The 21,259-nt window shown below is 48.5% G+C and carries 24 protein-coding genes; 16 read left to right on the plus strand and 8 right to left on the minus strand.

Going from position 1 to position 21,259, the window contains the following annotated elements:
- Nucleotides 1-131 precede the first annotated feature (131 nt).
- The 5 genes from B4C70_RS09695 to B4C70_RS09715 are packed head-to-tail and all read left to right on the plus strand — an operon-like array spanning nucleotide 132 to nucleotide 3,035.
- Entirely contained in the window at nucleotides 132-488 is a 357-nt protein-coding gene (locus B4C70_RS09695; protein ID WP_290778867.1) for a flagellar protein FlaG, read from the plus strand.
- Nucleotides 489-506: 18 nt separating this feature from the next.
- Nucleotides 507-2,090, plus strand: coding sequence for a flagellar filament capping protein FliD (gene fliD / locus B4C70_RS09700; protein WP_290778871.1), 1,584 nt, complete (start codon nucleotides 507-509; stop codon nucleotides 2,088-2,090).
- 22 nt (nucleotides 2,091-2,112) lie between these two features.
- Entirely contained in the window at nucleotides 2,113-2,481 is a 369-nt protein-coding gene (gene fliS, locus B4C70_RS09705; RefSeq protein ID WP_058264652.1) for a flagellar export chaperone FliS, read from the plus strand.
- Nucleotides 2,445-2,831 (plus strand): hypothetical protein, encoded by a 387-nt coding sequence (locus B4C70_RS09710; protein WP_254606208.1) that lies wholly within the window; start codon nucleotides 2,445-2,447, stop codon nucleotides 2,829-2,831. The genes fliS (B4C70_RS09705) and B4C70_RS09710 overlap by 37 nt, the downstream gene beginning before the upstream one ends.
- A gap of 27 nt (nucleotides 2,832-2,858) precedes the next feature.
- The gene (locus B4C70_RS09715; protein WP_290778880.1) at nucleotides 2,859-3,035 is read left to right on the plus strand and encodes a hypothetical protein; all 177 of its coding nucleotides are present in this window, start codon (nucleotides 2,859-2,861) and stop codon (nucleotides 3,033-3,035) included.
- A gap of 38 nt (nucleotides 3,036-3,073) precedes the next feature.
- Here the strand turns inward: B4C70_RS09715 and B4C70_RS09720 are convergent, their stop codons facing one another.
- The 8 genes from B4C70_RS09720 to B4C70_RS09755 form a co-directional block, all read right to left on the minus strand.
- Nucleotides 3,074-4,807 carry a GGDEF domain-containing protein gene (locus B4C70_RS09720; RefSeq protein WP_290778883.1) on the minus strand — a complete coding sequence of 578 codons (1,734 nt, stop codon included), beginning with the start codon at nucleotides 4,805-4,807 and terminating at the stop codon, nucleotides 3,074-3,076.
- Nucleotides 4,808-4,836: 29 nt separating this feature from the next.
- The gene (locus tag B4C70_RS09725) at nucleotides 4,837-5,505 is read right to left on the minus strand and encodes a DUF2225 domain-containing protein (protein WP_290778887.1); all 669 of its coding nucleotides are present in this window, start codon (nucleotides 5,503-5,505) and stop codon (nucleotides 4,837-4,839) included.
- Between the two features lie 24 nt (nucleotides 5,506-5,529).
- Entirely contained in the window at nucleotides 5,530-5,970 is a 441-nt protein-coding gene (locus B4C70_RS09730; RefSeq protein WP_023469254.1) for a YaaR family protein, read from the minus strand.
- A 16-nt stretch (nucleotides 5,971-5,986) separates the two neighbouring features.
- Nucleotides 5,987-6,874, minus strand: a complete 888-nt coding sequence (locus B4C70_RS09735) for a flagellin (RefSeq protein ID WP_290778891.1) — start codon at nucleotides 6,872-6,874, stop codon at nucleotides 5,987-5,989.
- Nucleotides 6,871-7,263, minus strand: a complete 393-nt coding sequence (gene fliS, locus B4C70_RS09740) for a flagellar export chaperone FliS (RefSeq protein ID WP_290778894.1) — start codon at nucleotides 7,261-7,263, stop codon at nucleotides 6,871-6,873. Before fliS (B4C70_RS09740) ends, B4C70_RS09735 begins: the two co-directional genes overlap by 4 nt.
- The gene (locus tag B4C70_RS09745) at nucleotides 7,260-7,550 is read right to left on the minus strand and encodes an EscU/YscU/HrcU family type III secretion system export apparatus switch protein (RefSeq protein ID WP_214746720.1); all 291 of its coding nucleotides are present in this window, start codon (nucleotides 7,548-7,550) and stop codon (nucleotides 7,260-7,262) included. Before B4C70_RS09745 ends, fliS (B4C70_RS09740) begins: the two co-directional genes overlap by 4 nt.
- An 11-nt stretch (nucleotides 7,551-7,561) precedes the next feature.
- Nucleotides 7,562-9,403 carry a hypothetical protein gene (locus tag B4C70_RS09750; protein WP_290778898.1) on the minus strand — a complete coding sequence of 614 codons (1,842 nt, stop codon included), beginning with the start codon at nucleotides 9,401-9,403 and terminating at the stop codon, nucleotides 7,562-7,564.
- Between the two features lie 94 nt (nucleotides 9,404-9,497).
- Complete coding sequence (locus tag B4C70_RS09755) at nucleotides 9,498-10,004, minus strand: competence protein ComK (RefSeq protein WP_023469249.1); 507 nt, start codon at nucleotides 10,002-10,004, stop codon at nucleotides 9,498-9,500.
- A gap of 252 nt (nucleotides 10,005-10,256) precedes the next feature.
- Here B4C70_RS09755 and B4C70_RS09760 point away from each other — a divergent pair, with 252 nt between their 5' ends.
- From B4C70_RS09760 to B4C70_RS09810, 11 genes are all read left to right on the plus strand, one after another.
- Nucleotides 10,257-10,457 carry a cold shock domain-containing protein gene (locus tag B4C70_RS09760; protein WP_023469248.1) on the plus strand — a complete coding sequence of 67 codons (201 nt, stop codon included), beginning with the start codon at nucleotides 10,257-10,259 and terminating at the stop codon, nucleotides 10,455-10,457.
- Between the two features lie 279 nt (nucleotides 10,458-10,736).
- The gene (gene hpf, locus B4C70_RS09765; protein WP_023469247.1) at nucleotides 10,737-11,300 is read left to right on the plus strand and encodes a ribosome hibernation-promoting factor, HPF/YfiA family; all 564 of its coding nucleotides are present in this window, start codon (nucleotides 10,737-10,739) and stop codon (nucleotides 11,298-11,300) included.
- A gap of 216 nt (nucleotides 11,301-11,516) precedes the next feature.
- Nucleotides 11,517-14,036 carry a preprotein translocase subunit SecA gene (gene secA / locus B4C70_RS09770; RefSeq protein WP_290778903.1) on the plus strand — a complete coding sequence of 840 codons (2,520 nt, stop codon included), beginning with the start codon at nucleotides 11,517-11,519 and terminating at the stop codon, nucleotides 14,034-14,036.
- Nucleotides 14,037-14,104: 68 nt separating this feature from the next.
- Nucleotides 14,105-15,205 (plus strand): peptide chain release factor 2, encoded by a 1,101-nt coding sequence (gene prfB, locus B4C70_RS09775; RefSeq protein ID WP_023469245.1) that lies wholly within the window; start codon nucleotides 14,105-14,107, stop codon nucleotides 15,203-15,205.
- 60 nt (nucleotides 15,206-15,265) lie between these two features.
- Entirely contained in the window at nucleotides 15,266-16,033 is a 768-nt protein-coding gene (locus B4C70_RS09780; RefSeq protein WP_290778906.1) for a class I SAM-dependent methyltransferase, read from the plus strand.
- The gene (locus tag B4C70_RS09785) at nucleotides 16,033-16,536 is read left to right on the plus strand and encodes a GNAT family N-acetyltransferase (protein ID WP_290778909.1); all 504 of its coding nucleotides are present in this window, start codon (nucleotides 16,033-16,035) and stop codon (nucleotides 16,534-16,536) included. Before B4C70_RS09780 ends, B4C70_RS09785 begins: the two co-directional genes overlap by 1 nt.
- 97 nt (nucleotides 16,537-16,633) lie before the next feature.
- Nucleotides 16,634-17,503: a YitT family protein gene (locus tag B4C70_RS09790; RefSeq protein WP_290778912.1), complete on the plus strand. Its 870-nt coding sequence runs from the start codon at nucleotides 16,634-16,636 to the stop codon at nucleotides 17,501-17,503.
- Nucleotides 17,504-17,617: 114 nt separating this feature from the next.
- Nucleotides 17,618-17,989 (plus strand): cytochrome c551, encoded by a 372-nt coding sequence (cccB, locus tag B4C70_RS09795; RefSeq protein WP_208796364.1) that lies wholly within the window; start codon nucleotides 17,618-17,620, stop codon nucleotides 17,987-17,989.
- 194 nt (nucleotides 17,990-18,183) lie between these two features.
- On the plus strand, nucleotides 18,184-18,870 hold the full coding sequence (ftsE, locus tag B4C70_RS09800; RefSeq protein ID WP_029342495.1) for a cell division ATP-binding protein FtsE: 687 nt from the start codon (nucleotides 18,184-18,186) through the stop codon (nucleotides 18,868-18,870).
- Nucleotides 18,860-19,759, plus strand: coding sequence for a permease-like cell division protein FtsX (gene ftsX, locus B4C70_RS09805; RefSeq protein ID WP_064299412.1), 900 nt, complete (start codon nucleotides 18,860-18,862; stop codon nucleotides 19,757-19,759). Before ftsE ends, ftsX begins: the two co-directional genes overlap by 11 nt.
- Before the next feature lie 40 nt (nucleotides 19,760-19,799).
- Complete coding sequence (locus tag B4C70_RS09810; protein WP_290778918.1) at nucleotides 19,800-21,203, plus strand: M23 family metallopeptidase; 1,404 nt, start codon at nucleotides 19,800-19,802, stop codon at nucleotides 21,201-21,203.
- Nucleotides 21,204-21,259: the final 56 nt, after the last annotated feature.

The following is a 21,259-nucleotide window of genomic DNA, read 5'->3' on the forward strand; positions in this document are numbered from 1 at the left end:
TACTTTTTGGGGAGCATATCACTTCGGTTTGCGTTAACGTTTTTTATTTAATGATCTTTTAAAAAATAGTACATAAAGTTGTTTGTCTTACCGATAGTTTAAATAGAGAATATATAAAGGAGCGTACGTATATGAATTCCATTCATACGGAAATTCGGCTACACCTGCCTCAAAACGTTTTACCTTATGAAGCGACACGTAATGTTTTTATAGAAGCGAATCAGGAATCCTTATCAGAAGAAGGCGTCATCGTTCTTCCTACGCCTCAGCATATTGCGAAATTAGAAACGGCCATCGAACAAGCGAACATAAAACTCGAAGTCCAGCGGACAGGATTGAAGTTCGTCAAACACGAAAAACTAAATGAATACTACATTCAGGTCGTAGATGCAAACAATCAAGTAGTCAAAGAAATTCCGAACAAAAAGGAGCTAGATTTTTTTGCGGCGTTCATGGAATTCAATCAATTGATTGACAAGCGAATTTAAGAAGAAGGGACGGATTTGATGGCAAATATACGTCTAAGTGGACTTGCGAGTGGAATCGATACGGAATCAATGATTAAACAATTGATGCAGGCAGAACGAGCACCTGTGGATCGTCTTTCTCAAAAAAAGCAGACTTTGACCTGGCAACGTGACGCCTATCGTGAGATGAATCGCGCTTTACTTGATCTACGTACAGCAGCCAGTGATATGTTGTTATCTAAAAACTATTCGGCAAAATCTGTGGTGAGTTCGAATTCGAATGTCTTAAGCGTTACAGCAAACTCAACAGCAGCAACAGGAAGTATCACGATTGATAGAATCGACCGATTAGCGACTCCAGCATCACTTACTATTAGTCAAGGAGCGCCCACTACATCTCCTATTTCTACTACGACGATGCTCAAAGATAGTCAACTACTTGGTATAGACAGCGCAACGAAACAAGCGAGTCTAGAGCTTCAGACATACGCAGCTGACGGTTCAAAAGCAGTGAATACGGTTACACTTCATTTGGATGAAACAGCGACGATTGGTGATCTTGTCAATCAAATCAATGGAACAAAAGAGCTAGGACTCAGTGCGGTATTTAACGATCTAACGGGGAAGCTGGTAATATCTCGTCAAGCGACAGGACAATTGAATACAAGTGATGAGATTAAATGGGCGGATCAGAATGCAAGTGCGCTGACGACTCTCCCTGCTCAAATTGCTAAAGCGGGAGCGAACGCCTCTTATCAAATCGGAGGTACTTCGCTAGAACAAACGTCCAATACTTTCGTCCAAAACGGACTTACGATTACGTTGAACAATACGACAACTAGTCCGACGACGTTGACGACAAAGTTAGATACACAGACGAACTTTGATACAATCAAAAAATTTGTCGATAAATACAATGATTTGATTGATAAGATGAATAAAAAAGTCCGAGAAGAAAAGTTCCGGGACTATCAACCGTTGACGGAAGCCCAGCGAAAAGAATTAAGTGAAGATGAAGTCAAGAAGTGGGAAGAGAAAGCGATGAGCGGTGTCTTGAAGAATGATCCTTTCTTAAGAGACGGGATAAATGATTTCCGCAGTACGTTGTCAGCAAAGATTGATACGGACTACACGATTCCATCTGCGTCAGGACCCATCACACTGAATTCGTTATCGCAAATCGGAATTACGACAACAAGTGATTTCCGAGACGGTGGGAAAATCAAACTCGATGAAACCAAATTAAAAGAGATGCTTGAAAAGCATCCGGATGGTGTCTATCGTCTTTTCACAGTCGAGGCACCCAAAAAAGTTACACCACCTGATGGAATAGAAATTAATAATCCAGATGGACTAAGTGGATTCATTCGTCAGATTCAAGCATTTACGACGACTTTACGTGATAAAGTTTCAAGCGTTGCCGGACGTGATGGGGCCGTCGCAACGACCTACCGACTCGGTAAGTCACTTGCCGACATCGATAAGAATATGTTGTCTTGGGAAGACAAGCTCAAGCGTAAAGAAGACAGTTACTATCGTCGATTCGCGGCGATGGAACAAGCGATGAACCAAGCAAATAGCCAATCGGCAACATTGACGAACTATTTGACACAAGGCCAGTAACCAGTAATAAGGAGGATCACGCATGAATCCATATGCCACATACCAAACGAACTCTGTCACAACCGCATTACCACAAGACTTGACGCTCATGCTGTATGAAGGATTGATCAAATTCGCGATGCTCGCGAAACGATCGATTGAACAAGGGTTAATCGAACAAAAAAATACGAACATCCAAAAAGCACAAGCGATCATCAGTGAACTTCAATTGACACTCAATCAGTCGATTGCATTATCCAAAGACTTGAACGCGCTATACGATTATATGCAAGGGCGTTTGATGGATGCGAATGTCAAGAATGATGTCGCTGCGATCGAGGAAGTCATCGGCTTTGCGGAAGAGTTCCGCGAGACGTGGAAAGAAGCGATGAAGCTCGCGAAGCAACGATGAGTCCGCTTGATCCGCTTCGCCTCAAGACGAAACGGCTGATGGAATTACTTGATCAGACGCCGAGCGACGAGACATATGATGATTGGATTGAAAAAATTCAACATCTGCTCAACGAACGGGAAGCGTTCATTGCCGCACACTCCAATTTACTAGCCGGTGCAAATCAAGCGATCATTCAGGAGTTGGTAGCAGATAGTCGACAAATCGACTTGAAATTATCAGCAGAAACGGCTAAATTAGGGGTACAAATTAGTCAGTTGCGTCAGACCCAGTCGAGTCGGAAATCATACGTCGATCCGTATGAAGATGTCGATAATAGCTTTTCTCCGTATTTTGATTCGCGTCAGTAGTGTTTTTGCGTGAGGGAGGAATCTTTCGTGAAGAAACAAGAGCAGGGTAAACGTCGTGTCCTACAAACCTATTTCCAATCGGACGGTTCGTACGATCAGTTCATTGAACCGGATGTCGAGACGGAATCATGGGAAGCGCTCGAGCGTCCGATCTCGGAACAACCGGATGTGTATGAGGAAGAAAAGTATCGCCGTGAATCATGACACGATAAAAAGAACGGAATCCGCGGATTCCGTTCTTTTTATTTGAAGCGATAAGCATTTTTGTCTTCCTGCTTGACGGTATACATCGCTTCATCAGCGCGAATTAACAGAAGGCTCGTCGTCGTTCCGTCTTCCGGGTAACGTGCGATTCCGATCGAAGGCGTGACGTGCATCGTCTGTGCTTGATAGAGAAAGACTTCATTCAGCCGCTGAAGAATACTTTCTGCGTAATGGATCGTACCCGCACGATTCCGGTTCAGGAAGACGATGAATTCATCACCGCCAAGCCTTGCTGCCATCTCTGATTCCTGTAGGTCGGCTTCTAAGCGTCGTGCCGTCTCTTGTAGAACGAAATCCCCGGCGTCATGACCGAACTGATCATTGATGTCTTTAAAGCCATCTAAATCGATGAACAATAACGATCCTTCTTGCCAGTGTGGTAATTCATTCGATAGGACTTCCTCGAAATAGCGACGATTCGTTAAGCCGGTGAGCGCGTCCTGGTATCCGAGCGAGCGTAACATCCGTTCTTCCGTCAAAGCATGCGTGCGGTCCGCTAAGATGATGTAGAAATCATGTTCATGTGGAATCGAGATGACCGTCACTTCAAAGGCGCGTCCGTCGTCGAGTTGCATCAATTGATGTTCAATCGGTGTTACTTGCCAGCTGATCGGGACGATCTGTTCCATCAGTTGATCCGGAAGCTGTCCGGCAGGGAAATACTGTTCCGCAATCGGATTCATCGCTTTTTCATGACCGTTGGCGTCCATCCGAACGATCGGATACGGATGATTTAAAAATAGCCGTCGGTACTCTTCCTTTCGTAGTTCCAGGCGCTCCGTTTTTTCGTTGACGCGTTGCATCAACTCATTTTCCGAAAGGCTCAACTCACGCAAGAGTCGTGTGTTTTGACGCTCGGAGAAAAATTGGCGTACGAAAAAGAGCGAGAAGAGACCGATGAGACTACTCCAGTAGATGGTAGATGGGATCGGCGCGTACGAGATGCCACCAACGACAATCAAGAGACTGAGGTAGGGAAGGTACGAGATCGTCCATCGTTCAGAGGCTTCGGGCGAGTGTGTTTTTCGATAATACTGCAAGAGACCGTATAAGCTGACCGGATACAACGGGAAGAACCAACTGGCGATGTCGAGCTGATCCCGGATGAAAAACGTATAGTAACCAAAAATTGCAAAGATGAAGAGAAGCATCGATCGAATCAGTAAGCGATGTGATGTACTGTGCAAGCTGGTTGTATAAAGTAAGAAGAAAAAGAACAGTTGTGCGATAAAGCTAAGCGCAAAACCGCTCATCCCGACGAGTTCGATCGGAGAACGGGCGAAATCTGGAATATATCGTAAGACGACCGTATAGCCGAAGACGAACGTCATACCGAAGAGTAAAATCCCGTCGACGTAAAGAAGCGGTAAGCGCCTGATCGTCGACCAATTGATCTGTTTCGCGAATGTGCGTGCCGTCAGGATAAAAAAGCCGGTAATCGTCAGGTTGACGACGGTATCGAGTTCTGGTGGGTGCCAGGCAGTTGGTAAGAAGCTGAAGGCAAAGTTCAAGATGATACCGATAGTGAACCACGCGATTGCTCGCCGGATGATTGGTAACGTACCGGACGAACGAGCTACCCATGAGCAATAGAGAAGTCCGGCAATCGTACTGAAGACAGCAAAAATCGGACCAGCATGAAACCAGCTTGATCCGAGAATGGCAATGTAGGTAACGATGACATACCACTGGACGCGAGACATGTGTCGCATGCATGATCCTCCTTTTATATGTAGTTTCGTTAGACGTTATGTGTTTCGCGATACAATTCCCAATGTTCCCGTGCTTCTTTTTTTGTCCGGTCCGACACGGTCTTACTTTGGAAGATGAGACCATACCATTGTTTCGCATCATCCGTCCGTTTTAATACAGCGTATAGATCACTGATCCGCAGTAAGAGGACATCGTGGGGGATACCGGTACGAACAGCATCGGTATAATTGAGATACAAGGCTTCGTACTTCGTGACCGACCGTTCCATCCACTGCAATTCTTGTGCTTCGTCTCCGAGCATCCGGTACATCCAAGCAATCCGGACACCGAGCATGGCGAGGATTGCTTCTTTTTGTCCGGTCACTTGCGCCGTATAGAGCGCTAATTTATATAGCTGTAAGGATTGTTCAATCGTTCGCTCCGTCGCTGCGAACGGCAACACCGGTAGCGTCGGCAAGATTTGTTCTTCGAGCGTCTGACGCACGTCCGTCCGCAACTTTTCAAACGACTCATGAAAGATGAAGCGGCAGTGGGAGCACTGAATCGGTTCGTACAGGTAGGGGTTCGATCCTTGGTAATGGACGAAACCATCAAAATCCGTTCGCTCGACCCGAATATGACGCGACAAGACACGCTTCGTCTCTGTTTCTTTTAAGCAATAGGTACACTTACATTTTTTTGAATATAACTCAGGCATGGATAATCTCCTCGTGTTGTCGGATTAGACAAAGACGTTGACAAGCATGCCTTTGATTTCACCGACTTGATCTAAAATATCAAGTCGTCTTGATTCTCCGGATAAGACGGTGTCCGTCAATTGCAATAGTTTCGTATCGACTTGTTCGACGACTTTATAGATTTTCGTTCGTCCGCGACGATTGAAGCCGCGTTTCTCTTCTAGTTGTTGTGACTGATCCAGTGCATCCTTCAGGAAGTCCTTGATCTTCTCCTTGTAGCTCTCTAGGTTTTCGATCGTATGACTCTCAGCGAGGAGTTGACCATGTTCTTCAACAAGCAGTAACTTTTGCTGAAGACGTTCATAACCTTTATGTTCTCGTTTATCCTGCATTAAGGCAGAGAAGGTCGTCGATGCCTCGACTTCCCGAGTACCGGACCGAGCTACCTGGAGCCGTTGTGTTTCTTGAATGCGGCGAATGTCCATAACTGACACTCCCTTCTTAGTTGAGTAGTTGCAAGACGCCTTGTGGTAATGCGTTCGCTTGGGCAATCATGGCCATGCCGGATTGATTGAGGATGTTGTACTTCGCATACTCCATCATCTCTCGTGCCATATCAGTATCGCGAATCCGTGACTCGGATGCCGTCAAGTTCTCGCGGCTGATACTGAGAACGGAATTCGTTGCTTCGAAGCGATTCTGGATCGCACCGAGCTTCGCGCGTTGATTTGAAACGTTGTCGATTGCTTTCGTATAGAGGGTGATCGCAGTGCTTGCACTCTCACTCGACATGACGCTTAGCGCATATTCCGTCGTGCCGCTCGTTTCTGTCATGGCGACACCACCCGTTGCTGGAGCAGTTGTCGTACTGATACCGAGCGCCAGCCCACGCATGTCTTCGACCGTGACCGAGATACCTTCGTTTGCCCCAGCATTCGTTTGAATGAAGAGGGCGCTTTTCCCTTCAGCGAAGTCACCCGTTAGGATATCTTTGCCGTTGAACTGAGTCGTCTTCGCGATCCGTGTCACTTCATTCGTCAACTGGTCGATTTCGGATTGGATCGAAGAACGATCTTCAGGAGCAAGCGTTCCGTTACCTGCTTGGACAGCGAGTTCACGCATCCGTTGTAAGAGACTGTGTGTTTCGTTCATGCCACCTTCTAACGTCTGTACCATCGAGATGCCGTCGAGAACGTTTTGTTCCGCTTTATCGAGTGCCTGCAAGCGATTCCGCATCTTCTCAGAGATGGCGAGACCGGCAGCGTCGTCCGCGGCGCGGTTAATCTTTTGACCGCTTGAGAGTTTATCCATCGTTGTCTTGACGTTTAATTGATTCGCCGTCAGGTTGCGATACGCCTTTAGTGCTTGGACATTGTTTGAGATTTTCATTCGTATGCCATCCTTTCATATCCTGCATGATGGGCTGCCCGAGCAAGTGGGCGCTTATTTGTACTTGCTGCTTGCCATGTAACCAGCAGTTCTTCAGCAAGGAAAAGTGCTTCTGTGAGCACGTGATGTTCTGCATAGGCACGCAGCGTCTGTTGACCGAGATAGAAGTACAACGCTTCGAGTTGGGACGTGATGATGCCGCCGTCGTCATGCAGTCCTTCCGAAAGCTTCGTCAGTAGCGCGTAGGCTTTTTGCAGACGTTCATTCATGTGATCAAACGCTTTTGCTTCAATCGCCGTGATCGCCTGTTCATACTGAAAGACGAGTCCTTGTAACATCTTTTCCGTCAATTGTTGTGGGGTCATCTGATACAGTTCTTGTTCTGTCATATCTGTCGTCCTTTCGCGTGGTCCAGTTCTTCGATCAATAAGAGGAGTTCTGCCATGACGTCGTAGAGTTGTGGTGGAATCGCGGTCCCAAGGTCGAGATCGAGCAGATGACCGAGTAACGAGGTATCGTGTTCGACAGCGATTCCGTTGGCGCGTGCTTCCTGTAAGATCCGGTCTGCCGCTTGTCCTGTTGCGCGAGCAACAACGACGGGTGCTTGTCCGGACGCTTCATCGTAACGCAGAACGGCAGCAGATTTCCGGTGCTTCAAATCGATTTTCTGATACATGGCTTCCTCCTTTAAATCCGGTAATCATACCCGTTTGGTGTCTCATCCTTTTGTTTGACGACGTCTTGTCGTTCTTCCTTCGTGAACGGTCGGAACTGAATCCGGACATCCTGATAACCGGTCGCTTCTAAGGCGTCCGTCGTCCGTTCAAGGAACGGTGCAGCGAGTCGCTCGAGAATCGGCAGATCGTTTTCAATTGTGATTTGCATCTTCCGGTTGACGGTTTCGACACGTACACCGATATCCCCGAGGCGTTTCGTATTCAGCTGGACGTACAACGTATTGTTTTCCCAGTCGATTACTTCATCCGGTCGCTTGTTTTGAAGGTGAACATGAAGACCGACCGTCGCTTCGACGATCTGTACCGGAAGCGATAATAGAATCTGATTCAACTGCTGTTGATTGTCAGGCTTATTGATTTGCTGTTGCGTCGTCAAGAACGATTGGAGCTTTGAAGCTTCCGGATTGAGAGTCGGAGCAGCGAGCTTCAACTCGGCGCTTTGCAGCTGCAGTGCTTTTTGAACCGTTTCTTGTAAAACCCGCGGACTGTTTTGCTTTGGCTCATACGGTATGAGCTTTGCCGGTGCGTCATTTGGCGTTCGTGTGCTTGGTGCGTTCCATTCCGGTAAATAGGTCGGACGGACGTTCGCTGGCGCGTAGCGGAAGGCTTCAAAGCCCGTCCGGACTTCTTGTAGCAGTGCCTTCGCTTCCGTTCCCCGACCAAGGGAAGCGAGTTCAGCGCCGCGTTCGAGCTTCGATAAAAAGTGGATCAACTGTTTCTCATCCCGCATCGTCGTATGCAACATCGCGTCCGTTTGCTGGAACATCTGCTTCAAGCGATGTGCTGTACTTTCGATGACAGCGACCATTTGCACCGGGCGGGACTCGACGAGTGGTTCGATTTGTCGCAGTTGTGACACAATCGTTCGCTGTTGGCTCTTGAAGTCGCTCGTCACTTCCGCTAAGCGAGGCGTCACCTCCCGGACGAGCGTCAGAGCCGACCGTATCGGAGTGGCTTGCTCGACCGGACTTGCGGCACGTGCCGTCAGACCGATCAATTGTTCACGGACACTCGTCTTCGGCTCAAGTGGAGCTTGCGGGAAGTGAGGTGTCAGTTGTTTACGGACCGTTTCGACGTCTCCTTGCTCAAGCGCCGTAATGAGTGCGGGGCGTTCCTTCGCTGGCAAATGTTCAATGTACTGACGCATGTGCAGCGGTGTCGCGGTCTCGATATCACGCTGCGTTGGTAAGGTGACACGTGCGACGTCAAGCGCAACGGCTTTTTCGAATGTCGGTTGGTCGCGTAAGGCGTCGCGTTCCGGAAGGACATCGACGAATTCTTCTGTCGTCGCTAACAGACTATCGATCAATAGTTCCGCTTCCGGTGGAAGGGAATTGTCAGGACGCGAGACGAGTTCAAGGACAAGATCCTTGTAGCTGCCTTGAAGGGCCGTGACCAGTTGGGCGACGACTTCCGGTGTTTGAGGCAACTGACCGCTCGCAAGAAGTTTTGCGACAGCCGGTTTCAGTTCTGCCGGCACGCCTTCGAGTAAAGCAGGATCGACGTTTGACGGAATCGAGACGGCGGACGGTGTTTCAGCGTCAGGTCCTGAGACGGCCGGTAGCTGTTCGATCAGATAACCTTCTGCCGTTTGACCTTTCACTTTAAACTGGAAATCACCTGTCGGAACATCTCCAGTGAATGTCATCTCGATTTTATCCCGTCCGACTTGAACGAGCGCCGTATGCGGTCCTGTTTGTTCCAAGACGGTTCCTTTATATGTCTTCGTCTCCGAAAGCACGGTTTGTCCGGCAGGTACCGTCGAACGAGCTGGATTCAACTGGATATTCATCAAACGTCCTCCTTTTTTCAAAATACATCATCTTATTATATATCGGCAGAAACGAAAAAGGGTTGAGCGAAAATATCGCCCAACCTTCGTTTTTTCAAGATTTGATTGCATTAAAGCGTTCCTCTAATGTCATCGCGTTCAATTGTTGATAGCGAGCCATAAGCTCACCTGTTGCTTTCATTTGGTTGCGGACGATGTAAGGAGAGGCGTTCACGGGAAGGATCATGCCATTGCGGGTCTTCAGCTTAGTCTGTCCATCCTCTTCGAGGACATCAATCATATGACTCCAAGCGTACCATTCGCAATCATCACGTTTCGGTGATTTGGTAGGGAAAAAGACGAGGCCGAGTGACGGTTCGATGACAATCGGGACTTTTCCTTTCACGGATGCGACACGTTTTGCGGTGACGATCCGTTCCTCAATAGAACTATTGTACTGCCTGCACGATAATTGCAACAGTTGATACGGTCGAAGTGGCGTCATGATGGTAGAACCATCTTCTAGCACGATGATGGACTGCTTCATCATGTCGTAGCAAGGTAAGATCGCTACGGTCCGCTTCGTGATTCGATACTTTTCATCATTATGGAATGGTCGCATGTCGACTACATCCTCCTCAAATGGGACAATGGATAAAACAGGTAATTACTAACGATATAATACAATATTACAAATGTAATGACAATGTAATTTTTTGAAATATAGAACAATGTCTTGGTGGAAATTGATAATTACGTGGTAATGGTTTCTAAATAATCAGAATTTTTAATTGTCAATAATTCCTTCTTTTGATAGACTAATTCGTGAGAGCTTGCTCTCGTACTCTGGTTTGCGAAGGGAACGTGAATTCGAATGGAACAAGGTAAAGTCAAATGGTTTAATGCTGAAAAGGGTTATGGATTCATCGAAACGTCTGACGCGAAAGACGTCTTCGTACACTTCTCAGCGATTCAAGTCGATGGCTACAAATCACTTGAAGAAGGCGAAGAAGTGGAATTTGAAATCGTTGAAGGCGATCGTGGTCCACAAGCTGCGAACGTTTCAAAGATCTAATCCAATAGCAGCCGCCACCGTTTTTAGGCCATCCGCCTAAAAGCGGTTTTTGTTTTGAATCCATTTGAAACGGGTATATACGTTAACATCAACATGCTTCAATATTATCGTACGCTAAGAATCGAAGTGAACGTTCATGAGAATGTCATCGTTTTCATGGTCTTCCTTCACTTATCGTGCTATAATAAAAACGAACCAAAGAATTTCGAATATTCAGAAGGAAACGACTGGATCATCTCGAATTCATAGGTTCAACCGGTTACTTAAGGAGGAGTTTACATGATCTATAACATTCGCGGTGAAAACTTGGACGTCACAGATGCTCTCAAGGATTACGTCGAGAAAAAGCTTGAAAAGTTAACTCGTTATTTTACAACTCCTACGGAAGCGCAAACGGCTTATGTCAATCTCAAAGTCAACAATGAGAAGCAAAAAGTCGAAGTGACGATTCCAATGCCAAACCTCTTGCTCCGTGCAGAGGATATCAATGGCGATATGTATGCAGCAATCGACCTCGTCGTCGATAAGCTCGAACGTCAGATCCGGAAACACAAAACGAAGTTGAACCGGAGAGGACGCGCTAAAGAAGGCGGCATCGGAGAGTACTTCAAAACGCTCGAAGGACCGGAAGCGGAAGCGCCAGTCTATGAAGAGGACGAGGCAGAACTCGAACTCGTTCGGACGAAGCGTTTCACACTCAAACCAATGGACACGGAAGAAGCGATTCTTCAGATGGACATGCTCGGACACGCATTCTTCGTCTTCTCAGACGCAGAAACGGGCAACACGAACGTCGTCTACCGTCGTAAGGATGGTCGTTACGGTTTGATTGAACCAGAATAATGAATGCAACAGGGACTCGCTCTTACGGGCGAGTCCCTTTTTGATATGATGGAAAACTATTTTTAAACAAGGTACGTTTGCTCTATGACGAAAGACCGAGACCGCTACTCGGTCCGCTTGTTGAAATTTGACGTCGTATTCGGTACACTGAATAAAGGAAAAATCTCGGAATTCTGTTCGTTCAAAGAATCGTTCGAAGTAAGGGGACTGTAAGGCATGGCTAATTTTCTAAAAGAATTATTTGCACCAACGAAACGTGTCCTGAAGAAAGCCGAAAAAGCAGCAGACGCTGTGGAAGCATTCGAGGCACAAATCGGTGCGTTATCGGATCAAGAACTCGAAGGAAAAGTCGTTGAATTCCGTGAGCGTCTCGCTAACGGAGAAGACTTAGATGATATTTTACCGGAAGCTTTCGCGGTCTGTCGCGAAGTTTCGACACGCGTTCTCGGCATGCGCCACTACCGCGTTCAGTTGATCGGTGGATATGTCCTGCACAACGGGGACATCGCTGAAATGAAGACCGGGGAAGGTAAAACGCTCGTTGCAACACTACCTGTGTATTTGAATGCCCTCGCTGGCAACGGCGTTCACGTCGTTACCGTCAACGAATATCTCGCAAAACGTGACCGTGACATCATGGAGCCGCTTTATGCAGCACTTGGTCTCTCGGTCGGCTTGAACCTCTCTAGCATGTCGCGTCAAGAAAAACAAGCAGCATACAGCTGTGACATCACGTACGGAACGAACAACGAGTTCGGTTTCGATTACTTGCGTGACAACATGGTCCTCTATAAAGAAGACCGCGTTCAACGTCCACTCAGTTATGCCGTCGTCGATGAAGTCGACTCGATTCTCGTCGATGAAGCGCGGACTCCGCTCATCATCTCAGGATCGGCCGAAAAATCGACAGCGCTCTATTCGCAAGCCGATGCGTTCGCGAAAATCATGAAGGCAGATGAAGACTACACGGTCGACATCAAGACGAAGAGTGTTCTGTTGACGGAGCAAGGAATCGACCGTGCTGAAAAATACTTCGGTATTGATAACTTGTTTGGTCTCGAACACGTCGCGCTCAACCATCACTTAAGCCTCGCACTGCGGGCGAACGCTGTCATGCATCGCGACGTCGACTATATGGTTCGCGAAGACGAAGTCATGATCATCGACCAATTCACAGGTCGTGTCATGGAAGGTCGTCGTTATTCGGAAGGTCTGCACCAAGCGATCGAAGCGAAGGAAGGCGTCGAGATTCAACGCGAATCCATGACCCTTGCGACGATCACGTACCAAAACTTCTTCCGGATGTATACGAAGCTTGCCGGAATGACCGGTACAGCGAAGACGGAGGAAGAAGAGTTCCGTAACATCTACAACATGCACGTCGTACCGGTGCCGACGAACAAACCGGTCGTCCGAAACGATATGCCGGACTTGATCTTCAAGACGATGAACGGGAAGTTTGCTGCTGTCGCAGACGAAATCGAACGTGCCCACCGTGAAGGACAACCAGTCCTCGTCGGTACGGTTGCCGTCGAGACGTCAGAGTTGCTCAGTAACATCCTCAAAAAACGTGGCATCCGTCACGAAGTCTTGAACGCGAAGAACCACGCACGTGAAGCGGAAATCATTGAGAACGCTGGTCAAGCGAACTCGGTCACGATTGCAACGAACATGGCTGGTCGTGGTACCGACATCAAGCTCGGTCAAGGTGTCTTAGAAAAAGGTGGTCTCTATATCCTCGGGACAGAACGTCACGAATCACGCCGGATCGATAACCAGCTCCGTGGTCGTGCCGGTCGTCAAGGGGATCCAGGGGCATCACAATTCTATCTCTCACTTGAAGATGAATTGATGCGTCGTTTCGGTTCTGATTCGTTGCAGTCGATGATGGACCGTCTCGGAATGGATGATTCACAACCAATCGAGAGCCGGATGGTGTCTCGTGCCGTTGAATCGGCTCAAAAACGCGTCGAAGGCAACAACTTTGATGCGCGGAAACAAGTCCTCGGCTACGATAACGTCATGGCGGATCAACGGAAAGTCATGTACGCGGACCGGGCAGCGATTCTCGATGCGGGTTCCGTGTCAGATATCGTCCGTCCGATGATCGAGCAGACGATCGAAGCAGGCGTCCATCAGTACACGCCGGTCGAGTTCGTTCCGGAAGAGTGGAGCATCGGTGCGCTTGCGGAGTGGGCGAACCAGACGCTTGCGATCGAAGAGAAGGTCACGGAAAGCGACCTCTTCGGAAAAGAACGCGAAGAGATCATCGAGTTGCTTAAAGAGCGGACATTCGCACACTACGAGCACAAACGGTCAGAAGTACCAGCCGAAGCATTCGATGAGTTCGAAAAAGTCATCGTTCTTCGTGCCGTTGACCAACACTGGATGAACCATATCGATCAAATGGATCAACTCCGTGAAGGGATTCACCTCCGGGCATACGGTCAAAACGATCCGCTCCGTGAATACCAATCGGAAGGTTCGATGATGTTTGATGCGATGAACGCTGCAATCGCTGAAGAAGTGACACAATTCGTCCTTCGGGCAGATCTCGATCCAAACCTCAAACGTGAAAAAGTCGTCCAAGACGAAGTCGCCGTTTCGGGTAAGGAAGATAAAGCGGTCAAGAAAAAGCCGGTCCGGAAAAATCCAAACGATCAAATCGGACGCAACGATCCGTGCTGGTGTGGATCCGGTAAGAAATATAAGAACTGTCACGGCCGTCAGGCATAAGTGATGAATCGACTGAAAGAGAGGCAGGAGATTCCTGCCTCTTTTCACGGAAAGAGAAGGTGGAACACATGGAATTAGCAGAAATTCGCAACACCGCCGAGTGGATGGAAAAGAAACTCGACGAATATAAGGCATCACTCGACCTCGAGTCGAAGATTGCCCGGATCGAAGAACTTGAAAACGAGATGACGTACCCAGACTTCTGGAACAACCAGGAATCGGCACAAAAAGTCATTGATGAGTCGAACGGCTTAAAAGCGATGGTCGACAAATACAAAGAACTCGAAGCAGGTCACGAGAACGTCGCTTTGACGTACGAATTGATCAAGGAAGAGCCGGATGCGGATCTTCAAGAAGAGCTCGAGTCAGAACTTGGCGACCTCAAGAAGAAGTTCGAAGACTTCGAACTCCAAATCCTCTTGAACGGCGAATATGACGCAAACAACGCGATCCTCGAGTTACACCCAGGTGCGGGTGGTACCGAGTCGCAAGACTGGGCATCGATGCTGTTGCGGATGTACCAACGTTTCTGCGACAAACAAGGCTGGAAAGTCGAAACGATGGACTACCAACCGGGTGATGAAGCAGGTGTTAAATCGGTCACGCTCCGTATTCAAGGGCACAATGCCTATGGATACTTAAAAGCCGAAAAAGGGATCCATCGTTTAGTCCGGATCTCACCGTTTGACTCGTCAGGTCGCCGTCATACATCGTTCGTCTCGTGTGACGTCATGCCGGAATTCAACGATGACATCGACATCGAAGTCCGGACGGAAGATTTACGGATCGATACGTACCGTGCCTCTGGTGCCGGTGGTCAGCACATCAATACGACAGACTCGGCTGTCCGGATCACCCACGTTCCGACAGGCGTCGTCGTCTCATGTCAACAAGAACGGTCGCAGATCAAAAACCGTGAAGCGGCGATGAAGATGTTGAAAGCAAAACTCTACCAACGCGAAATCGAAGAGCAACAAAAGAAACTCGACGAGATCCGTGGTGAAAAATCGGATATCGCATGGGGTAGCCAAATTCGTTCGTACGTCTTCCACCCATACAGCATGGTCAAGGATCACCGGACGAACTATGAAGTCGGGAACACGCAAGGAGCAATGGATGGTGACATCATGGGCTTCATCGATGCGTACCTCCGTCTGATGAATATGTAAGACAATCAACCAGTCGGACGATGTTCGACTGGTTTTTTGACCGTCAAAGGGGGAACAGTGATGCAGGAGCAAAGTCGGATCAACAAACAAGCGTGGGAGTACCGGGCGTATGAATTTTGGGAGAAACGCGACGGAACACCTGCGGAATATGCTGCGATCATCAAACAAGATCCAGCCGCATGTTTGAAGAAACATCGTCGTCATTTCGAAGACGTCGCCGGGAAGACGATCGCGAACATCTGTGGTTCGAACGGACGCAAGGCGGTGCCGTTAGCGTTACTCGGGGCGGACGTCACGGTGTTTGATATCTCAGAGGAGAATGCCAAGTATGCGCTTGAACTAGCGCACTATGCTGAGACATCAATCCACTATGTCGTCGGCGATCTCTACGCGATTGACCTTGAACGATATCGCGATACGTTTGACCTCCTCTACTTAGAAGGTGGCATTTTGCATTATTTTGCGGATCTCGAGCGTTTTCTGCAGATTCTGTTTACGATCTTGCGGCCTGGCGGACAGCTGATCCTTAGTGATTTTCACCCGGTCGGACGCTGGATTGATGCGGATTTGACGTATCGACCGTGTTATTTCGATCAAGCGTTACAAGCGGGTGATTTGGCGTACAAGACGCACTTTACGGACTCGGAACAAACCGATTTTCCGGACGTCTCCGTCCGTTATTTTACGCTGAGCGAGATCTTAAACGGCGTCATCGCGACACGTTTCACATTAGAACGGTTCGACGAGCATCGTGGCTGGAACGGTGAGAATATCCCGTCCGAGTTCACGCTTTTCGCAACGAAACCACTCGAAGGGAGCAACAGCTAATGATTATTCGTAAAGAAGGCTTCAAGGACGCAACGGGAATCCGGCTCGTCCATGAAGCGGCATTCGAACAACCAAACGAAGCGAATCTCGTTGATGCGTTACGCGAGGAGGAAGCCGCGCAACCAGTCTTCGGTCGCGTCGCCGTGACTGATAAAGGAGAAATCGTTGGTCATGTCCTGTTGAGCCGGATCCATATCGATGACATCCCATCGCTTGCCTTAGCGCCGGTCGGTGTCCTGCCCGCTTGGCAGCGAAAGGGTATCGGCTCTGAATTAATCCGTCAAGTGATCGAGGATGCGCGTGACGCCGGGGAATCACACATCGTCGTCCTCGGTCACGACAGCTATTATCCACAGTTCGGCTTTGGACGGGCGATTGACTACGGTATCAAGCCGCCGTTCCCCGTTCCGCCGGAGGTCTTTCTCGTTCTTGCACTCGAACGGAATGGATTACGTGGCGTTAGCGGTATCGTTCGCTACAGTCCACCCTTTAGTGCGGTATAAAGGGAACACTGTGAGTTGTTCCGCCTGTCTAGTCGTTGTCTGACTTTTCCGCTAAAATGAAACACGAGAATCAATTGATAAGGGGAAATGGAATGTCATGACATCGACACGTCAGGAAGTCGTGCGCGATTATGCGTATTTGTTAATCGGGTCCTTGTTCGTCGCAAGTGCCTTTAGTTTATTTTTATCACCGAACCAACTCGCCTCGGGAGGGGTCAGTGGCTTATCGATCGTCTTGAACGATTTGTTCGGAATCTCGCCAGGATTGTTCCAACTCGTCGCGAACGTCGTCTTGCTTGCGATCGGTTGGATGATCCTCGGGATGGGCTTTGGGGTCAAATCACTCGTCGGGTCGATCTTCTTACCGGTCGTCATCCTCGTATATGAGCGGTTCGATGTTCCGGCTGCGACGATGAATCCGATGCTTGCTGCAATCTTCGGTGGTGCCGGGGTCGGGATTGGACTCGGTCTGATCTTCCGGGGGCGAGCGTCGACCGGAGGAATGGATTTGATTGCGCAAATCCTGCATCGTTTCACGAAATTGCCACTTCATCTGTGTATCGCCTTGCTTGACGGCACGATCGTCATCAGTGCGGCGACAATCTTCTCGCTGGAGATTGGGCTGTATGCACTCGTCGCTTTGTTCATCACGATCAAGATGATCGACGTCGTCCAGCTCGGAATCACGAACGACAAACTTGCCTATATCATTTCCGATCAACGGGAAGCGTTAGTGAAGGAGATCTTCGAGACGCTCGATCGCGGGGCGACGGAGATCGAGGCAGCGGGAGCGTTCACGCGGACACGCAAACCAATGCTGATGGTCGTCGTCCGTCAAGGGGAGATCACAACGCTTAAAGAGATCGTCAAACACATTGATCCGTCAGCGTTCCTCGTCGTCAGTGAAGCCCATGAAGTACTCGGTCTCGGCTTCACGGATGATAAACGCTACCGCAATGTGCCGTAATTGTTCCGAACTCGTGAAGTTTTTGTGAAATCATGCTTAACTCTTCCGGATAACGGTTATACTCTAACTAGGTCAGAAGTGTTTATGTAGATACTTACAGAGGGGGATATCCGGATGAAGCTGAAAAACTTGTTACTCGCGTTAGGGTTAGGGACGACGCTTGCGCTCGCAGCGTGTGGCGGTAGTGACGATTCAAGCTCTAGTGATTCGTCAAGCACGAAGGAAGAATCGACGATGAACGATGATTCGTCGAAGACGGAAACAGCCGTCGATGCGGAAAAAATCTTCGCGAACAACTGTGCATCGTGTCACGGGAACAACCTTGAAGGAAATGTCGGACCGAACCTGACGAAGGTCGGCTCGAAGTATTCTTCAGAAGAAATCCAGGAAATCATCAAAAACGGGAAAGGGCAAATGCCTGCTGGAATCCTCAAAGAGGATGAAGAAATCGTTGCCGTTGCTGACTGGCTCGCGGAGAAAAAGTAATTATGGGATATGATGGGGTACGAGATGACACACACGACATGTGTTCGTCATTCGTGCCTCTTTTTTGTGGTATAATCGCCTGAAATGACATTTGATTGTAATGTGCGTTCAATTTTGTCCCTGTTATAATGGTGGTCGGTAGGTTTTTGGACCTATCCATTCAGCATCAGTAAATAAGTAAGGATGTGAAGTACGTGATCAAGATGCAACGAATCAGTAAGATTTATCCGAACGGCGTCACGGCACTCCGTGAGGTCGATTTGACGATCAATCAAGGCGAATTCGTCTATATCGTCGGTCCGTCGGGTGCGGGTAAATCAACATTCATGAAAATGATGTACCGCGAAGAGAAACCAACGAGCGGTTCATTTTTATTTAAAGGAATCGAAGTCGGTAAGCTGAAGAATCGTCAAATCCCCGAACTTCGTCGCCAAATCGGCGTCATCTTCCAAGATTTCAAACTACTCCCGTCATTGACGGTTTATGAAAATGTCGCCTTCGCGCTAGAAGTCGTAGGAGAAGACAAATCACAAATTCGGAAGAAAGTCCTCGAGGTCCTCGATCTCGTAAAGCTCAAACATAAAGAGCGTAACTATCCGGACGAATTATCTGGGGGCGAACAACAACGGATCTCGATCGCGAGAGCCATCGTCAACCGTCCGTCACTCGTCATCGCCGATGAGCCGACTGGGAACCTGGACCCGGATACAGCATGGGAGATCATGGAAGTATTCGAAGAGATTTATCGCCGTGGGACAACGGTCGTAATGGCGACACACAACCGAGACATCGTTAACAAGATGCGTCATCGTGTCTTAGCGATCGACGGAGGAAAAATCGTCCGAGACGAAGAGAAAGGAATGTACGGCTATGAAGTTTAATGGATTCCGTCATTTACGGGAAGGGGCAAAAGGTCTCGTCCGGAACGGCTGGATGACATTCGCTTCTGTCAGTGCTGTTACCGTCACTTTACTTCTCGTAGGAATATTCGCAATGCTCATGTTCAACGTCAACAAGATTTCCGATAACGTCGAAAAAGACGTTGAAATTCAAGTGTTCGTCGAACGAGAAGCAGACCAGTCGAAGATTGATGCAGTGGGTGACTCCCTCAAGCAGATGCCGGGTGTCAACTCTGTTCGTTATAGTTCGAAAGAAGAAGAACTGGACCGCTTCAAGGAGCAACTTGGCGAAGGCTCACAAGCCTATCAGTCGGTTGAAAAGGATAATCCACTTCACGACCGATATATCGTCAAAGCTACCTCACCAAAAGAGACAGAAACACTTGCAAATTCCATCAAAAAAATGGAAAATGTAGATAGTGTCGAATATGGTAAGGACTATGTTAAAAAGATGTTTAACTTCCTTGAAGGAGTTCGGATCGGTGGAATCATCCTGATCGTCGGCTTGACATTCATGGCAATGTTCCTCATTTCGAACACAATCAAAGTCACGATCTTCTCCCGTCGCCGGGAAATCGAGATCATGCGCCTCGTCGGAGCGAAAAACGGATTCATCCGTGCACCGTTCTTCGTCGAAGGATTATTGATGGGCATATTAGGTGCCATCATCCCGATCGTCGTCGTCTACTTCGGTTACGAAGTCTCCTACAATGCGATCCAACCTCAACTGACCACTGTGAATGCGGGAATCTTCTCGCTGATTCCGCCAGGTGAACTGTCGGCACAAGTCGTCTTGATCCTGCTCGGACTCGGTGCATTCATCGGTGTATGGGGATCAACGACATCACTCGGTCGTTTCTTGAAGATTTAAATCAGTTACCCAAAAATAAAATAGAGGAGAGATGCTTCTCATGAAAGTCCGATTCTATTCTGCCGTCCTGAGCTTAGCTTTGATTGGAACTAGTGTGTCCGTTGATGCCACGTCGAAAGAAGATTTGCTGAAGGAACAACAGGAGGTCGAAAGCCGTCTGAAAGAGACGGAACGATCACAGAATCAGACATCAGAGAAGTTGATCTTGACGAAACAGGAGCGTAAGGAAGCCCGTGCGCAACTGAATGAAGTCAACAGCCGTTTGGATGATTTAGCGCTTAAGATAGCCGATCAACAAGCGGCTGTTGCTGCATCTAAAGAACAATTGCGTCTGACGGAAGCAGCGATTTCCGAGACGCTCAAGGAACTGCATCAACAAGAAGAATTGCTTGGAAGCCGATTGCGTGCCGTCCAACAAAAAGGAGACGTCAAATACATCGAGGTCTTGCTCGACGCAAAAGACTTTGGTGATTTGATTTCGCGCTTCAGTACGGTCAGTGAGATCATCAAACAAGATGATCATGTCTTACAAGCTTACAAGGGGAACGTCAAACAACTGAGCGAACAGCGCTCGGAACAAGCACTATTGCTTGAAAGCATGAAACGGGAACAACGGAAGTTGCTCGTGCTCCAGACACGAATCATTGCGGAATCTGAGCTCAAGCGAAAGCTCGTCGTCCAGTTGAACACGAAGGTCAAGGAACTGCAACAAGAGCAGTTCTCTAAAGCCGAGGAAGCAGAAATTCTCGCGGATCAGCGCCGTCTGATTCAAAACGAATTGATTGCCCTGCAAGAAGCCGAACGGAAAGCAAAAGAAGAAGCGAAACGGAAAGCGGAAGAAGTGGCGCGGGCAGCAGAAGCAAAACGTCAAGCGGAAGCGGCAGAAGCTGCTGAAGCTGCACGAGAGGAAGCGGCGCAGGAAAAGAAACAAGGAGAAGCACCGAAAGCAGAGACACCCAAAACAGAGACGTCGGTTCCTGAGACTGAGACGCCAAGTGCAACACCGGATACGAGTGTTGATGTCGACGTCAGTCGACCATTCCATTTACCAGTCAAAGGTTATGTGTCGTCACCATTTGGTCCGCGGAACAATCCATTGACAGGGAAACCGGAGTTGCATACGGGCATCGATCTCGTCAATGCGAAAGGAACCCCGATTCATGCGGCAGCTGGTGGGATCGTCCTCCGTGCTGGTAGTGCAACAGGTTACGGGAATGTCGTCATGGTGACGCATTTGATCGATGGACAGGTCTATACGACCGTCTATGCGCATCTTGACTCAATTAGTGTGTCGGCGGGGCAAACGGTCATGCCCGGTCAAACGGTCGGGACGCTTGGTTCAACCGGCTGGTCGACAGGACCGCATCTGCATTTCGAATTGCATAAGGGAGAGTGGGCGGTCGGACAACCGAATGCAGTAGACCCGGCACCGTACATCTTTTGACATCCCATAGAATACCGAAAAGATAGGGTAACCTATCTTTTTTTGCTATACTGAAA

The sequence above is a fragment of the Exiguobacterium sp. UBA5002 genome, from assembly GCF_002396765.1.
In the GTDB taxonomy this organism is placed as follows: Bacteria; Bacillota; Bacilli; order Exiguobacteriales; family Exiguobacteriaceae; genus Exiguobacterium_A.

Excerpts from the sequence above, each read along its gene's own strand:
- B4C70_RS09695 (WP_290778867.1), top strand. The coding sequence starts at position 132 with ATGAATTCCATTCATACGGAAATTCGGCTACACCTGCCTCAAAACGTT.
- fliD (WP_290778871.1), top strand. The coding sequence starts at position 507 with ATGGCAAATATACGTCTAAGTGGACTTGCGAGTGGAATCGATACGGAA.
- fliS (WP_058264652.1), top strand. The coding sequence starts at position 2,113 with ATGAATCCATATGCCACATACCAAACGAACTCTGTCACAACCGCATTA.
- B4C70_RS09720 (WP_290778883.1), bottom strand. The coding sequence starts at position 4,807 with ATGCGACACATGTCTCGCGTCCAGTGGTATGTCATCGTTACCTACATT.
- B4C70_RS09725 (WP_290778887.1), bottom strand. The coding sequence starts at position 5,505 with ATGCCTGAGTTATATTCAAAAAAATGTAAGTGTACCTATTGCTTAAAA.
- B4C70_RS09730 (WP_023469254.1), bottom strand. The coding sequence starts at position 5,970 with ATGGACATTCGCCGCATTCAAGAAACACAACGGCTCCAGGTAGCTCGG.
- B4C70_RS09735 (WP_290778891.1), bottom strand. The coding sequence starts at position 6,874 with ATGAAAATCTCAAACAATGTCCAAGCACTAAAGGCGTATCGCAACCTG.
- fliS (WP_290778894.1), bottom strand. The coding sequence starts at position 7,263 with ATGACAGAACAAGAACTGTATCAGATGACCCCACAACAATTGACGGAA.
- B4C70_RS09745 (WP_214746720.1), bottom strand. The coding sequence starts at position 7,550 with ATGTATCAGAAAATCGATTTGAAGCACCGGAAATCTGCTGCCGTTCTG.
- B4C70_RS09750 (WP_290778898.1), bottom strand. The coding sequence starts at position 9,403 with ATGAATATCCAGTTGAATCCAGCTCGTTCGACGGTACCTGCCGGACAA.
- B4C70_RS09755 (WP_023469249.1), bottom strand. The coding sequence starts at position 10,004 with ATGCGACCATTCCATAATGATGAAAAGTATCGAATCACGAAGCGGACC.
- B4C70_RS09760 (WP_023469248.1), top strand. The coding sequence starts at position 10,257 with ATGGAACAAGGTAAAGTCAAATGGTTTAATGCTGAAAAGGGTTATGGA.
- hpf (WP_023469247.1), top strand. The coding sequence starts at position 10,737 with ATGATCTATAACATTCGCGGTGAAAACTTGGACGTCACAGATGCTCTC.
- secA (WP_290778903.1), top strand. The coding sequence starts at position 11,517 with ATGGCTAATTTTCTAAAAGAATTATTTGCACCAACGAAACGTGTCCTG.
- prfB (WP_023469245.1), top strand. The coding sequence starts at position 14,105 with ATGGAATTAGCAGAAATTCGCAACACCGCCGAGTGGATGGAAAAGAAA.
- B4C70_RS09780 (WP_290778906.1), top strand. The coding sequence starts at position 15,266 with ATGCAGGAGCAAAGTCGGATCAACAAACAAGCGTGGGAGTACCGGGCG.
- B4C70_RS09785 (WP_290778909.1), top strand. The coding sequence starts at position 16,033 with ATGATTATTCGTAAAGAAGGCTTCAAGGACGCAACGGGAATCCGGCTC.
- B4C70_RS09790 (WP_290778912.1), top strand. The coding sequence starts at position 16,634 with ATGACATCGACACGTCAGGAAGTCGTGCGCGATTATGCGTATTTGTTA.
- cccB (WP_208796364.1), top strand. The coding sequence starts at position 17,618 with ATGAAGCTGAAAAACTTGTTACTCGCGTTAGGGTTAGGGACGACGCTT.
- ftsX (WP_064299412.1), top strand. The coding sequence starts at position 18,860 with ATGAAGTTTAATGGATTCCGTCATTTACGGGAAGGGGCAAAAGGTCTC.
- B4C70_RS09810 (WP_290778918.1), top strand. The coding sequence starts at position 19,800 with ATGAAAGTCCGATTCTATTCTGCCGTCCTGAGCTTAGCTTTGATTGGA.